Below are 14514 nucleotides of genomic sequence, written 5' to 3' on the forward strand. Positions count from 1 at the left end.
TCATTCCTCCGTCGACGCTAGAGACTTCTGCCATGCAGCAATCGCTTGGTCAATGTCATTGCCGTTTTGCTGCATCATGACACCAAACTGCTTACGGAAGGTCAGGCCAAAATTAATATTGTTAATGACCACATTGCTCAGCATCCATTGATCGCTGCTAGCAGGCTCCATATAAAAGGCAATATCCACTGGGCTACCATCGCTTAGCTGAAACTTAGCGTCCACACGCACTTCACGGCCTGGCTTTTGACGCGCCAGTGGCAATACGGTTAAACGACTTGGATCAAAATCAATCACCGCAGCGCTATAAGTTCTTAGCAGCGTACCCTCAGTCACCCCCACAAAAGCGGACACTTGTTCTGGCGTGGCTTGACGGTAGTACTTACCCATCACCTTTTTAGCAAGGTCATCAAAGTCCACTACTGGCGCAATAATCTCACGCATGGCATCACGTAACTTATCAGAGTCATTACTTAGCACGTCACGCTGATCGACTATCTTGGTTTTAAAATCGCCTACCACGCGCAGCACTTGGTCGCGCGCACCCTCGGGGTCAACCGCCGCGAATACGGAACCTGCAAACATCATCAGAGTGGTCACTAGACCTAACATTAACTGGCGCATTACTCACCCCCTCCTGCATTCATCAAAAACTGTCCGATCAGATTCTCCAGCACCAGTGCCGACTGTGTATCATAAATTTGATCACCGTCTTGCAACACCTCTTCTTCGGCACCGATCGAGATACCTAGGTATTTCTCACCAATCAAACCACTGGTTAAAATGGCCACCGAGCTATCTGTTGGGATGTTATTCACGTCTGGGTAAATCGACATAGTCACTTTCGCCATGTAGTACTCAGTGTCGTATTCAATGGCTTGAACATGACCCACGGTCACGCCAGCGACGGTCACCTTAGAACGGTCAGTCAAACCACCAATGTCATCAAAGTAAGCCTCTACTTCATAGCCCTCGGCCTGATTACTAAATGCCAAGCCACTTACTTGAAGCGCTAAATAGACAAAGGCCAATACACCTAAAAGCATAAACAGGCCAACCAATATGCCAGCTTTTTTATCCTTCATTTTAAAAATCTCCAAACATTGCTGCAGTCAGCAGAAAATCCAACCCTAAAATGGCCAACGAGCCCAGCACCACGGTACGAGTTGTCGCTCGACCAATGCCTTCAGACGTTGGCTGACACACATAGCCTTGATACACCGCAATCCATACCACCGCGACAGCAAACACAAACGATTTGATAATGCCATTCATCACATCCGTGTCGAAGTACACGGATTGCTGCATACTGCTCCAAAATGAGCCTTCATAAACCCCCAGCCAATGCACAGACACCATCATGCCTGCCCAGACACCGACCGCTGAGAAAATCAACGCCAAAATAGGCATACAGGTAATACCCGCCAAAAGACGTGGCGCAATCACACGACGCAATGGGTCGATGCCCATCATTTCATAACTCGACAGCTGTTCAGTGGCTTTCATCAAACCGATTTCGGCGGTCAGCGCAGAGCCAGCTCGACCAGCAAACAGCAAACCGGTCACGACCGGTCCAAGCTCACGTAGCAAAGTAAGCGCTAACAGCTGTCCGACAGCGGCTTCAGAACCGTAGCGCGTTAGAATGGTGTAGCCTTGTAGCGCCAACACCATACCGATAAACGCCCCTGACACGACAATAATAATCAGTGACAAGACTCCGACCGAGTACACTTGGCGAATATACAGGCGTAACGCCTCTTTATAGCGTACTGGCAAACGAAACAGGGATTGAAATAGAAAAATGCCAGATTGCCCAATAGAATCGACAAAGCCATAGATGCTGGCAAACAGGTATTTAAACACTGCCATTATTTACGCTCCAACAATTGTTCGCGATATTCCTGTGCTGGATAATGAAACGCCACAGGGCCGTCTGCATGCCCTTGTAGAAACTGCACAACACGTTCATCGGTTGAACTGCGCACTTCATCAGGGGTACCAGAAAGGATCACTGTCCCGCCCGACAACAAACACACATGATCAGCGATACTTAACGACTCTTCCACATCATGAGACACCAAGACACTGGTTATGTTCGCGGCGCGATTCAAGCGCTGAATCAGTTCCACCAGCACACCTTTTGAAATAGGATCTTGTCCTGCAAAGGGCTCATCAAACATAACTAAGTCGGGATCTAAGGCAATGGCTCGAGCGAGGGCAGCACGACGCGCCATACCGCCTGACAATTCGGATGGCATCAACTCTGCTGCCCCCCGCAACCCCACACTCTGCAACTTCATAAGCACGATGTCGCGAATCATTTCTTTGTCAAAAGCGGTGTATTCTTGCAGTGGCAAAGCCACGTTTTCAAACACACTCATATCACTGAACAAGGCACCACTTTGAAACAGCATGCCCATTTTGCGGCGAGCTTCAAACAGCTCTTTTCGAGAGGCGGCGGCGATGTCGACACCATCAACAGTCAACGTACCTGAGTCTGGTTCAACTTGGCCACCGATAAGGCGCAACAAGGTGGTTTTACCGACACCACTTGGCCCCATCACAGCAGTTATTTTACCCTTAGGAATTTGCAAGGTGACATTGTCGTAAATCGCGCGATTACCACGGTAAAAGGACAAATTCTTAACGTCAACATAGACTTCCATAGACGACTTCCTGCTAAAAAAACGAACGGATACTAGCACCGCGTAAAAGTAAAAGATACGCCAACTCTTTGGCTTTGCCTGCATGCAAGTCTTGAATTCCTTGAATAAACCACATTAAATGGGGCGTTTTACACAACTCTCTCAATTTCACCAGGTAGATAGCAGATGCTCTTGTTCTCCGCAGCGTTAATCGCTGGCTTAATTTTACTCGTATTAAGTTCCGATAAGTTTATCGAACACGCCGCTTTAGTGGCCGAAAAACTTAATGTTAGTCCCATTGTTATTGGCATCACGCTAGTTGCCTTGGGCACATCCGCTCCTGAAATGGTGGTGTCAGCGATTGCGGCACTTGATAATGCCCCTGGCATTGCTATCGGTAATGTTATCGGTTCGAACATTGCTAACATTGGCATGGTATTTGGTGCCACCTTATTGCTGGCTGCCGTACCAATTAACGGCGGCTTAGTTAAAAAAGAAATCCCTTTGGTACTGGCGATCACAGTATTGGCTGGTGTACTGATGCTAGACCAAAACCTATCGGTGATGGACGGTGTTATTCTGCTGGTAGCCTTTGTGGTCATTCTGACGCTGCTACTTAAGAACTCTGGCAATTTAGAAGACGAACTGACCGAAGAGCTACCAGAAGACGATGGTGGCAGTGTGACACGCTCATTGATCATCGCTGCGCTGGGGTTAGCGGTCTTAATCGGCAGTTCAAAGCTGTTGGTATGGGGCGCCATTGGCATTGCCTCCGCATTGGGCGTGTCCGACCTAGTCATCGGTCTTACCATTGTTGCGATTGGCACCAGCTTACCGGAACTGGCGGCATCTATTACCAGTGTTCGTAAGGGGCACCATGACATTGCCATCGGTAACGTACTGGGCTCTAACATTTTCAACCTAGCCACTGTCCTACCATTGCCAGCATTATTAGCCCCTGGATTAGTAGAAGACACCGTACTAAGTCGTGACTACTGGTGGATGCTTGGCTTTACCCTTCTGTTTGCATTAGCTGTTATCATTTACTCAAAGCATCGCAGTTTCAGCATTCCTCGCTGGTTTGCGTTACCATTACTAGGTGGCTATGCCGGCTACTTATATTTACTTGCTATGAATGGATAAGTCATGCTCGACAGCATCAAAAAGATTGCTCAGCATAAAGGCCTAGCAGGGGGCGTGGCGGTTGCCTTAGTGGCAGCCGTTGTATTTCTGCTGGGCAGTCGCCCTACTCTGTATATTTTAGAAGAGCAGAAGTTATCTGAGGCCCCTGACTTTTTCTTAGAAGGGGTGCAACTAAAATCCTTTAACGAAGCTGGCCAACTGCAGGAAACCATCCATGCAGACGCCGCCAACCACTACAATGCGCAGCATACTCGACTGACCAACCCAGTCATTACCCGCAGCGCTGGCAACATTAGCTCCATCGCCAGCGCTAAGAACGGCCTGATTGACGATGTTTCTGACAGTTTCACGCTCAGTGAAGAGGCGCGCGTGATTCGCTATTTGGATCAACAAGAGACAGCTCGCGTTGAAGCGTCAACCATCACCTATAGCGACGAAGATCAAACCATACGCGGGCAACAGCAAAGTAAACTGACAACCCAACAAGGCATTACTGAGTCAGACAGCATCCAATTTAATTTAGTCGACAATACCGCAACCCTAGATGGAGGCGTGACAGGACATTATGACGTTTCAAAACCCTAAACTTACATTCGCTGCTTTAGCCATCGCACTCATCTGTGGCCCGTCATTTGCCTTACCAAATGACCATCAACAACCGATCAGTATCGAAGCCGATAAAGCTTTCTTTGACCAAAAACAAGGCACCGCGAGCTACAGCGGCAATGTCATGGTAAAACAAGGCTCTATCGTCATTGAAGCACAGCAGCTGACGATCCAAACCAACCCAGAAACGGGTGAATTTAAAGCTCTGAACGCACAAGGCAGCCCTTCTAAGTTCTCTCAGCAAATGGATCAAGCCGGCAACACCATGCACGCCAACGGTGACTCCTTAGACTATGATGTCACCACCGGACAGTTGGAAATACATAACAACGGCTATCTCCAGCGCGGTGAGGATGAAATCTCTGCAGACTACATCCACTACCTTCTTGAAGAAGGCACATTTAAAGCCGAGAACCGTGGCAGCGGTCGTGTCAACATGACCCTTCAACCTAGCCTTACTGACCAAATAGATTAATTTTCATGGCCATTCTTGAAGCAAAAAATCTAGCCAAAAGCTACAAAAAACGACAAGTCGTAAAAGACGTCTCCCTCGCCGTTAGCTCTGGAGAAGCCGTTGGCCTACTCGGCCCTAACGGTGCCGGTAAAACCACCTGTTTCTATATGATCGTCGGCATGATCGCCAACGATTTTGGTGGCATCTTTATTGACGGCGAAGACGTGACCAAAGATGCCATGCACAGCCGTGCGCAAAAGGGCATTGGTTATCTACCGCAAGAAGCATCCATCTTCCGCAAGATGTCGGTGGAAGATAATATCCTTGCGATATTAGAAACACGCCAAGACCTGAGCAAAGAGCAGCGCCTTGAGAAAATGGAAAGCCTACTTGAGGAATTCCACGTCACCCATATCCGCAAAAACCTTGGCATGGCATTGTCCGGTGGCGAAAGACGACGTGTTGAAATTGCCCGTGCGTTAGCCATGAACCCTAAGTTTGTGCTACTTGACGAGCCCTTCGCTGGGGTCGACCCTATTTCCGTTGGCGACATCAAGGGCATCATCAAACACCTGCAAAAAAGTGGTATCGGTGTTTTGATAACCGACCACAACGTACGTGAAACCTTGGACATTTGTGATAAAGCCTACATTGTCGGTAATGGTCATATTATCGCCTCAGGAGATGCTGAGTCCGTTATCAACAATGAGCAGGTTAAAAAAATCTACCTAGGCGACAACTTCAGACTTTAAGCCCCTTATTTTTCGCATAAAAAGGGAGTACTATGCATAAGTCATTCCAAATAAACGAAAATATAAGAGTTGCGTTATGAAGCAGTCTTTGCAACTTAAAATCGGTCAACAGTTAACCATGACTCCGCAATTGCAGCAGGCCATCAAATTGCTGCAATTGTCCACGCTCGACCTACAGCAAGAAATCCATGAATTTCTTGAGTCAAACCCTCTGTTAGAGTTTGACGAGGAAGAGAACTACGTAGCGGAGAGCGAAAACCGTACCAGCGAAGCCAATAACGCTAACGAGTCGTCTAGTAGTGAAGCGAGCGATGCCGCCGCAGAGCAACCACAAGTCGAATCTGAATGGACTGATAACATTCCCAATGAACTTTCAATCGACAGCCATTGGGATGATACCTACCAAAACTCTGCCGCCGCAGCTGACACACCGTCGTTTGATGGTGATCAAGACTTTGATAGCCGCAATGCCCTGTCAGAGGACATGCAAGATCATTTGATCTGGCAACTAAACTTGACGCACATGTCTGATCGCGACATCGAGATCGCCTACGCCATCATCGACAGCGTACAAACTGATGGCTATTTGTCGCTTAGTTTAGAAGAAATTTTCAGCGCGTTAGCCGAAGAGCTAGAAGAGCTCGAATTGGATGAAGTGGCTGCAGTACAGCATCGTTTACAGCGCTTTGATCCGGTCGGCGTTTGCTCGCAGGATCTGCGTGAGTGCTTGCTAGTACAATTAGAAGCGTACAAAGAACACCCCCTATTTCGTGCCACCTACAATATTGTTGATCAGCACCTTGGTCTGTTAGGCAACCGTGACTACGCTCAACTAAGCCGCAAAACCAAACTAAAAGAAGACGCCCTGAAAGACGTCATCACTCTGATTCAACAGCTTAATCCACGTCCAGGCTCCGTTATCGACACCAGCGAAACGGATTATGTCATCCCCGATGTCAGCGTCAAAAAACACAACGGTGTATGGCAGGTAGAGCTCAACAACGACGCCCTCCCGCCGATCAAAATCAATGAAACCTATTCAGCTATGGTGAATAGCAGCGCTTCCAGTGAAGACATTTCTTACATCAAGAACTCACTGCAAGAAGCCAAATGGTTCTTAAAGAGCCTACAAAGCCGCAATGAAACCCTATTGAAAGTGGCCAGCTGTATTGTCGCCAAGCAGGTTGATTTCTTTGAAATCGGTGAAGAAGCGATGAAACCCATGGTGCTGCACGATGTCGCAGAAGAAGTGGGCATGCATGAGTCGACAATTTCACGTGTCACCACACAAAAATACATGCATACTCCTCGTGGCATCTATGAACTGAAGTACTTCTTCTCAAGCCATGTGAATACCGCATCAGGCGGCGAATGCTCCTCTACAGCTATTCGCGCGATGATTAAGAAGCTGGTGGCCGATGAGCCACCTCAGAAGCCGCTCAGCGATAACAAATTGGCCACCATTCTGGCCGAACAAGGAATCCAGGTTGCGCGACGAACAGTCGCTAAATACCGTGAAGCAATGAACATCCCGCCCTCTAACGAGCGGAAACGACTTATCTAAAGGCTATCGAAATGTCAGTTAAAAATTTAGTCAAACCTGAACTGGTATTTGCCAAACAGCAAATCTCCAGCAAAAAACGACTGTTAGAACAATTAGCTGAGTCTGTTGGCGATCGTCTGCATTGCAACGCAGACGATGTATACGATGCCCTATTGGGACGTGAAAAACTGGGCAGTACGGGCATTGGCAATGGAATCGCCATCCCTCACTGTCGCTTAGAGCAGGCAAACTGCGCGAAGATCGTGCTCATGTCGCTGGACACACCGATTGATTTTGACTCAATCGACCGTCGCCCAGTGGATTTGATTTTTGCCTTGCTGGTACCGCCACACCAGTGTGATGAGCATTTGGCGACCCTAGCGCAAATTGCTGAGCTTGCACAATCTGAAGACAAGCTGGATGTTTTACGACAAGCACAAAGCAACAGCGAGTTATACGCTGTGTTCGACTCTTTGATTTAAGGACAAGCCTATGCTGGAGAAATCCATTGAAATCATCAATAAACTGGGCCTTCATGCGCGTGCAGCAGGGAAACTTGTTGAAACGACTAGCCAGTTTGCGTCCGATATCACCATTGAGAAAGAAGGACGTAACGTTGATGGGAAAAGCATCATGGCCATGATGATGCTGGCTGCCGCCAAAGGTACTATCATCAACATCAAGGTGAATGGCGAAGACGAAGCCGCGGCAATGGAAGCCATCGTTGCCTTAATTAATGACCGTTTTGGGGAAGGCGAATAGCCTGATGAGCGATCAGACGACGTTAGAACACTTACAAACTGTTGCCGACTCCCTTGAGTCTGGGGCAACGATGCAAATTCGTTATTTGCTTAATGGTGCTCTGCCAGCACAGGACGTTGCTCGTCTTTTAGAATCCTCTCCGCCAAAAGAGCGTAAGCTGTTGTGGGAACTGATTGACCACGACAACCAGGGTGACGTTCTACAATACGTGTCAGAAGAGATCAGTGTCCAATTCATGAAAAGCATGGACACTGAACGCCTGTTGGCCGTATCTGAAAGCTTCGATAACGATGACCTTGCCGACATTCTACAGCAACTTCCTGAAACGCTAGTAAAGGAAGTCCTAGCCTCCATGACCGCACAGAACCGTGCGCGTATGGAGTCCTTGATGAGCTACCCAGAGGATTCTGCTGGTGGTCTGATGAACACAGACACCATCACTATCCGCCCTAACATCACCATTGATATCGTGTTTCGCTTTTTACGCCGCCACACGGAGCTACCGGAAATGACCGATAGCTTGCTAGTGGTGAGTCGTTCAGACCGTTTCCTGGGGATTTTGCCACTGCGCAAACTGCTGGTAGCCGATACCGACACCACCGTTCGCGACATCATGGAAACAGACTGCGATGCTATCCATGCTGAGCAAACGGCAGCCGAAGTAGCACAACTTTTCGAAAAGATGGACTTGGTCTCAGCACCGGTTATCGATCCTGACAGCAAGAAGCTGCTCGGGCGTATTACCATCGATGACGTGGTCGATGTCATTCGTGACGAAGCCGAGCACTCGATGCTGCAAATGGCTGGTCTAGACGATGACGAGGATACCTTTGCCCCCGTTATGCAAACCACGCGGCGCCGTGCGGTTTGGTTGGGCATCAACTTAATCACAGCATTTATAGCGTCTTATGTGATCGGTTTATTCCAAAACACATTGGACAAAGTCGTCGCACTCGCTATCCTTATGCCCATTGTAGCCAGTATGGGGGGGATCGCCGGATCACAGGTACTCACCCTAGTGATTCGTGGTATCGCACTGAATCAGATCGGTGCCTCGAACGCCCGCTGGCTGCTCAATCGAGAGGTCGTTGTCGGCCTCATAAACGGTGTGCTCTGGGCGACCGTGATCGCATTGCTCACGGTGGTGTGGTTTGGCGATATGCAAATCGCCTATGTCATCGCTGGAGCCATCGTCATAAATTTACTCTTTGCCGCTCTAACAGGCACCCTACTACCGATCGCCCTGAAGAAATTAGGCATCGACCCAGCATTAGCAGGCAGTGTGATTTTAACAACTGTAACCGATGTGGTAGGTTTCCTCTCTTTCCTAGGGTTGGCAACACTCTTTTTACTATAGAAACGAATTAACCATGACAGATTTTGAACATTACGACGACAGCGAAGACGATTACAAAAGTAAGACCCAAGTAAAAAGAGAAATGGAAGCTCTGCAAGACTTAGGTGAAAAGCTGACACAATTGAGCCCAGGTCAACGCAAAAAAGTCCCCATGTCGGACACCTTACGTGCCGCATTAGAAGAAGCCGATCGTATCAAGCAATGGGGCGCAAAACGTCGCCACCTACAATACATCGGTAAAGTGATGCGTACTGAAGACGGAGAAGCGATTGCTGCACGTTTAGAGTTGTTTGATAGCACTTCTGCAGCGAACAACAAACGCTTCCACCAACTTGAGGCAACGCGCGACGCACTGATCGGTGAAAACAGCAAAACGGTTCTCGACGAATACATTGAAAAGAACCCTGCAGTGGATATTCAACAGCTGCGCTCTTTGGTACGCACCGCGATCAAAGAAGCCGAAACCGGCAAATCCACGACCAGCCGTAAAAAGCTGTTTAAGTACTTGCGTGAAGTACAGGATGCACAGCTAGGGCTGCTGTAAATCTAATGAAAAATACGGCGATGTTCGGCACAGGGCATCGCCGTTTTTATTTGCTGACGATAGTCCGTATCTACGTCACAATGCAGCACACCCGCTTGCTGATCATCTAAACAAGCCAACTGTTCTCCCCATGGCGAATAAGCCACACTATTACCGTAGGTCTGACGCGTCTCGTTATGCCAACCCGCCTGGTTCACTCCGATCATATAGCATTGGTTTTCAATCGATCTTGCTTGCAGTAGCGCATGCCAATGGGCCTGGCCCGTTCGATGGGTAAACGCCGAAGGCACCACCACAACATCTGCTCCCAAAGCCATCAGCTGACGATAGAATTCAGGAAAGCGTAAGTCGTAGCAGATGCTGAGCCCCAAACACACGCCATCAATCATATACACTACTGGTGACAACTCACCTGGCTCAATGAAACGCGATTCTTGGTATTGCGCTGCCTTATCTGCCACTTGCACATCAAACAAATGGATTTTGTCATAACGCGCCACCAGCTCACCTTGGTCTGAGATCAATAGACTCGACTGACGCACTCGTCCATCCGCCACCAGACTACCATCAGGGCGCTGTGCCATAGGGTGTGAACCAATTAAAATAAAGGTTTGATGCTGTCGAGCAAACTCAGACATGGCAGTTAAAATTCGCTGCGTTGGCTCACCCTCCGCAAGCGAGCGCATTTGCTTGGCATCAAACAAAAACACATTTTCCGGCAATAGAATCAAGCGCGGTGAATGCTCTAACGCGGCGTTCATTAGTACCAATACAGTGTCTAAATTGCTCTGCCAATCCGCTCCACTGGTCAACTGTATAGACACCACAGAAAGCTTCGACATAATTTAACTACCTTATTGGAGAGTATGGAACAGGGGTCACCTTAGGATTACTAAAAGGTCCCTCGATTTCGTATTGAATGCTGGTCACTTTAGACAACTGATCGCCTATCAATTTGTCGGTAATGTAGAGTAGACCAGCGATCTGCGGTGAGGCTAAAAGCAGCCCCGCTACAGGCAAGCTACTGGTAATGGGCACGGTTGCAGTAAGGCGCTCTTTCAGCGTTTCATCAACAAGATTGGCACTGCCCTGCAAAGTGATTTCTGCTGTGGGCGACTTAACTCGCACGGGCTCAGCAGTATTCAAGATGCCATCAGTGATGAACAGCGAGCTGCTAAAGCTATCGAATGGCATACCGGGCTCGTACAAATCTGTAAAATCAAACGTGAGGCGTTTTGCGAGTGCATCAACGTTAAAGATGCCAAGTAAGCGCAAAAATGGCGGCAGCTGATCCACTTGATTAAAGTTACCATTCTGCACATTAAACTGTATGCGACCGTTTAACGAAGGTCGATCAAACTTGAGCAAAGAGTCTTTCCAGCTTAACGCAATGTCCATCTGATAACGGTTCGACGACAAGAAGGGGGTCGGTGAGAATTTCTTGGTCAGTTCACGGGCATTTTCACCTTCAGCCTTAATGGTCAACTCAACATTTTCCTGGGCACCACCTTGCCAAAAGATTTGCCCTTTGAATTGCCCCTTGGGCAGACGGGTCGAAATATCATCAATACGTATGCTATTGCCAAGATTGACTACCTTACCCTGCCAATCACCATAGGGACGATTATCAATCAAAATCTGATCCACGCGCAGGAGCATGGACGGAATCACACCCGGTTGTAAAGCGCTGTCTTGGCTCGCCTCAGCAGCAACTGGCTCAACACCTTCCATGGCAATCAATTTATCCGCTGAGCGCCAATTCAGATAGTGCACATGCAACTCGGGACCTGCATCCGTTTGTCGCAACACGGCATTTAATTCATCCGACGTGACAGATAATGGATGGCCTGCCTGACCTCGACTGTAGGTCAATTTAACGTTATTAAGCTGGTTGTTGTCATTAATGGGCACATGATCAACGATGATGTCGGCTGCGCGTATCCACTCTGGCAGCACCATCGCTATTGGCGCTGGCGCCGCGACCGGCTCACTCAGGGGCATTTTAGGCGAAAAATCCTCTACAATCGGCTGCCAAGTTTGCCAGTTAAACTCATCAAATTGACCGTAAAAAGACACGCCCTTGGTGATGGCAACGTCTTTCGGTAGTGGCTTAAACAGTGACACACTGCCACCTTTCAGCCCCCCTTCTTGAATCAGCAAACGCGAATGTACGAGATTCTGGACAGCCGTTTCCAGCATCACCTCTCCCGCCAACACTTGAATACGCACATCAGTGGGACGCAACTGGTCTGAACGCTTAGCAAATGGCGCAGGTAGCGCTAACGACACACCTTTTAGATCGCTAGCAAGGTTGAAATCCACCTGATCTGCTTGTGAGCGCCCCACACCTAGAGAGGCAGAATAAGCGGTCACACCTTGCACACGTGAGATCACTGGCGCCGGTGCTTGACGCCACTTAGCCAGCTGCACTGTGTCCACGGTACCCTTGATGACCCCATCAATTGCCAATCGCCCCGAGGCAAGACGCTCAGAGGTCAAGACCAAGTCTGAGGCCCCACCTAGAGTCGTGACACTAAAGCGGGTGTCATGCAGTCCTTGCTCACTGTTGTAATGCAGCACACCTTGACCCACTCGAAGTGGCAGCGCGATTTGTGCAATATTAAGAGGATTATTGGTAAAGGCCAAAGCCAGCGTGACATCTGGCTCACGCGCTTGACCTTGAATAGGCACCACAACCGCAAACTCACCGGTGACCTCCCCGCCGATCTGCCAATCAACAAAGGGGGCCAGTACCGAGCTTTTCAGTGGCGTTTGAGCCAGTGTGGACAACACCTTACCAGCATCATGCTCAACGTCTCCCTGCACCGTCAACCAACCAGAGCGCTCGCCGCGAATGGGCACAATGACCTGAATATTCTCTACTGGCAGGCCTGCAAATAAGGCACTTTTGACGTCGACACTGATTTGACGATTATCTACTAAAACTCTGCCATTGACTTGCGTCGCAGACGGCCAGTTATCAGCAAAGCTGACTCGATCCAAGTTAGCATCAATCGCCAACCTAAGGTGCGGCTCTGAGACACCTTTTTTAAGCCCAGTTCGGAGCAGTAGGTCGACATTCCTGGCCTCACCATCGCCCAACGCTTTATCCAGCCATTGGGTTAGCTCTTCTGAAAGTACATTAGGGGGAACAAAGGTGAGACGATCCTGCTTGGGTACATTTTGAGCATTGATATCAACCGTCAGCCAATCCTCGCCAACCCCAGTCTCATCTCGAGGCTGCTCAAGGTGGAAGCCTCCGCGAATAGTGGCACCATTACGCTCGATGCTTAACTCCCTACCCGATACCACAAAGGCATTATCATGCAGTTGCCAAGCGACTTCACCACTGGCTTGAGCAACCTCCCAGACATCATCATAAACTGTCGGAAACGCTAGCTGCGCCTGCTGACTTTTAAACTCAATACTGCCTTGGGAGTCAGTAAGGGAAAATAAGCCATAGACATTGTTGACCGCTGGAATGCCATTATGACCCTCCACTTCGGCATTAATTAAGTTGCTTAAATACTGATAGCGCAGTTTTTCACTGCCACGCCAAATCCGTAACGAAGCATTTTGCGCTTCACCACGGGGACGTAGGCCGGACAATATTTTCGCTAGACGCCAATCCTCTGGGACAAAATTCAACGCCAATCGATTGGCAATTGCGGCGTCCATTTTATTGAACACAACAAAGGTACGATTCCCCTGGCGCTCCCATTCAGCCTTGATGTCCACCCCTTCATAGAGACGACCATCGTCGTTAAAGGCCATGTTCGTTACCGTGGCATTCATACCATCACTGGACAAACGCAAACGCCAATCAGCACTGACAAATAATGGCGCTTGTTCCGTAAAACTTAATTTAAAGCGACTGTTGTCCGCTTGCAGAGAAACGCCGTTATTAGGTTGGTAGGTTAACCAATACTCCCCCGCCAAACTGACATCTTGCAACTTGGCAACGGCCTCAGTCTGAAGCCAATCCAGTGGCAAGTTGATCTCAGGGACATCTATGTAGGCCTGCACTTGTTGTTGCAGGAAGTTCGTTAAGTCGGTGCTAATCTGAGCTCGCACCTGAATCGGCTGAGCAATGTCATTGATAAACACATCGGAGCGCAACAGGGTGCGCGAAGATTGCTTGACCAGATAAGTGGCTGGCACATGGATATTCAGATCCGCGAAGCGAGGGCTGCGAAGATCGACCCGTAAGTCGGTGAACGACATCTGCTGTTGCTCAGCCGCGTAATTGAGCACACGGGACATGGCGACATTAGCACCACCAGAGGCTTTAGTGGACTCTGCAAGTCCACGTAGAGAGACCTTACCAGCGCCATCCTCTTGCAAAAGCACTGTGACATTGGCGACCGAGACATTTTTAAACTGCGGGGAAAAGGTCAACAGAGTCTTAGCGATATCAAGCTCGAGGTTTAAATCCTCAACTTGTATCGCGCCTTCTTGCTCTGCCGTACTGACTTTGATGTCGGACACACTCAGCTCAACATCAATGCCATTAAGCTCACCCAATAGCTGCCCAACCTGCACACGCATCCCAGTCAGCTGGGTCAAGTTGCGCTCAATCTGCGGCTGATAGACATTGAGCAATGGCAAAGAGAATTTTGCGAGCAAGACAACGCTTGCCAGAAGCACACTGGCCGTCACCAATGTCCAAAAGGCGAAGATTGCCGTTGCCTTATATACTCGCATAGAG

Annotated in this window: 15 protein-coding genes; 9 read left to right on the top strand and 6 right to left on the bottom strand. The window is 48.9% G+C overall.

Annotation, left to right across the window (positions count from 1 at the left end; genetic code table 11):
• Genes MAQ5080_RS03960 through MAQ5080_RS03975 form a run of 4 tightly spaced genes read right to left on the bottom strand, consistent with a single transcriptional unit; the run spans position 1 to position 2666 of the window.
• A complete protein-coding gene (locus MAQ5080_RS03960; RefSeq protein ID WP_067207305.1) occupies positions 1-624 on the bottom strand; it encodes an MlaC/ttg2D family ABC transporter substrate-binding protein in 624 nt (207 codons plus the stop codon).
• On the bottom strand, positions 624-1085 hold the full coding sequence (gene mlaD / locus MAQ5080_RS03965) for an outer membrane lipid asymmetry maintenance protein MlaD (RefSeq protein WP_067207302.1): 462 nt from the start codon (positions 1083-1085) through the stop codon (positions 624-626). Before mlaD ends, MAQ5080_RS03960 begins: the two co-directional genes overlap by 1 nt.
• Before the next feature lies 1 nt (position 1086).
• Positions 1087-1869, bottom strand: coding sequence for a lipid asymmetry maintenance ABC transporter permease subunit MlaE (gene mlaE / locus MAQ5080_RS03970; protein WP_067207298.1), 783 nt, complete (start codon positions 1867-1869; stop codon positions 1087-1089).
• On the bottom strand, positions 1869-2666 hold the full coding sequence (locus MAQ5080_RS03975) for an ATP-binding cassette domain-containing protein (protein WP_067207295.1): 798 nt from the start codon (positions 2664-2666) through the stop codon (positions 1869-1871). Before MAQ5080_RS03975 ends, mlaE begins: the two co-directional genes overlap by 1 nt.
• A 165-nt stretch (positions 2667-2831) precedes the next feature.
• Between MAQ5080_RS03975 and MAQ5080_RS03980 the strand changes: the two genes are divergently transcribed.
• The 9 genes from MAQ5080_RS03980 to yjgA all read left to right on the top strand — a co-directional run bounded on the left by MAQ5080_RS03980 (position 2832) and on the right by yjgA (position 9806).
• Positions 2832-3788: a calcium/sodium antiporter gene (locus tag MAQ5080_RS03980; protein WP_067207292.1), complete on the top strand. Its 957-nt coding sequence runs from the start codon at positions 2832-2834 to the stop codon at positions 3786-3788.
• Positions 3789-3791: 3 nt separating this feature from the next.
• The gene (gene lptC / locus MAQ5080_RS03985) at positions 3792-4373 is read left to right on the top strand and encodes an LPS export ABC transporter periplasmic protein LptC (RefSeq protein ID WP_067207289.1); all 582 of its coding nucleotides are present in this window, start codon (positions 3792-3794) and stop codon (positions 4371-4373) included.
• Positions 4354-4869, top strand: a complete 516-nt coding sequence (gene lptA / locus MAQ5080_RS03990; protein ID WP_082861041.1) for a lipopolysaccharide transport periplasmic protein LptA — start codon at positions 4354-4356, stop codon at positions 4867-4869. Before lptC ends, lptA begins: the two co-directional genes overlap by 20 nt.
• Before the next feature lie 5 nt (positions 4870-4874).
• Positions 4875-5600, top strand: a complete 726-nt coding sequence (lptB, locus tag MAQ5080_RS03995) for an LPS export ABC transporter ATP-binding protein (RefSeq protein ID WP_067207286.1) — start codon at positions 4875-4877, stop codon at positions 5598-5600.
• Between the two features lie 76 nt (positions 5601-5676).
• Positions 5677-7164, top strand: coding sequence for an RNA polymerase factor sigma-54 (locus MAQ5080_RS04000; protein ID WP_067207283.1), 1488 nt, complete (start codon positions 5677-5679; stop codon positions 7162-7164).
• 11 nt (positions 7165-7175) lie between these two features.
• Positions 7176-7625, top strand: coding sequence for a PTS IIA-like nitrogen regulatory protein PtsN (gene ptsN / locus MAQ5080_RS04005; RefSeq protein ID WP_067207280.1), 450 nt, complete (start codon positions 7176-7178; stop codon positions 7623-7625).
• A 10-nt stretch (positions 7626-7635) separates the two neighbouring features.
• Positions 7636-7905 carry an HPr family phosphocarrier protein gene (locus MAQ5080_RS04010; protein ID WP_067207277.1) on the top strand — a complete coding sequence of 90 codons (270 nt, stop codon included), beginning with the start codon at positions 7636-7638 and terminating at the stop codon, positions 7903-7905.
• Between the two features lie 4 nt (positions 7906-7909).
• Positions 7910-9262: a magnesium transporter gene (gene mgtE, locus MAQ5080_RS04015; protein ID WP_067207274.1), complete on the top strand. Its 1353-nt coding sequence runs from the start codon at positions 7910-7912 to the stop codon at positions 9260-9262.
• A 13-nt stretch (positions 9263-9275) separates the two neighbouring features.
• The gene (gene yjgA, locus MAQ5080_RS04020; protein ID WP_067207272.1) at positions 9276-9806 is read left to right on the top strand and encodes a ribosome biogenesis factor YjgA; all 531 of its coding nucleotides are present in this window, start codon (positions 9276-9278) and stop codon (positions 9804-9806) included.
• Positions 9807-9808: 2 nt separating this feature from the next.
• On the opposite strand, the gene MAQ5080_RS04025 is transcribed toward yjgA, so the two are convergent.
• The gene (locus MAQ5080_RS04025; protein WP_067207269.1) at positions 9809-10648 is read right to left on the bottom strand and encodes a carbon-nitrogen hydrolase family protein; all 840 of its coding nucleotides are present in this window, start codon (positions 10646-10648) and stop codon (positions 9809-9811) included.
• A gap of 7 nt (positions 10649-10655) precedes the next feature.
• Complete coding sequence (locus MAQ5080_RS04030) at positions 10656-14510, bottom strand: YhdP family protein (protein ID WP_067207266.1); 3855 nt, start codon at positions 14508-14510, stop codon at positions 10656-10658.
• Positions 14511-14514: the final 4 nt, after the last annotated feature.

Origin of the sequence: Marinomonas aquimarina (genome assembly GCF_900089755.1) — a bacterium.
Taxonomy (GTDB): Bacteria; Pseudomonadota; Gammaproteobacteria; order Pseudomonadales; family Marinomonadaceae; genus Marinomonas; species Marinomonas aquimarina.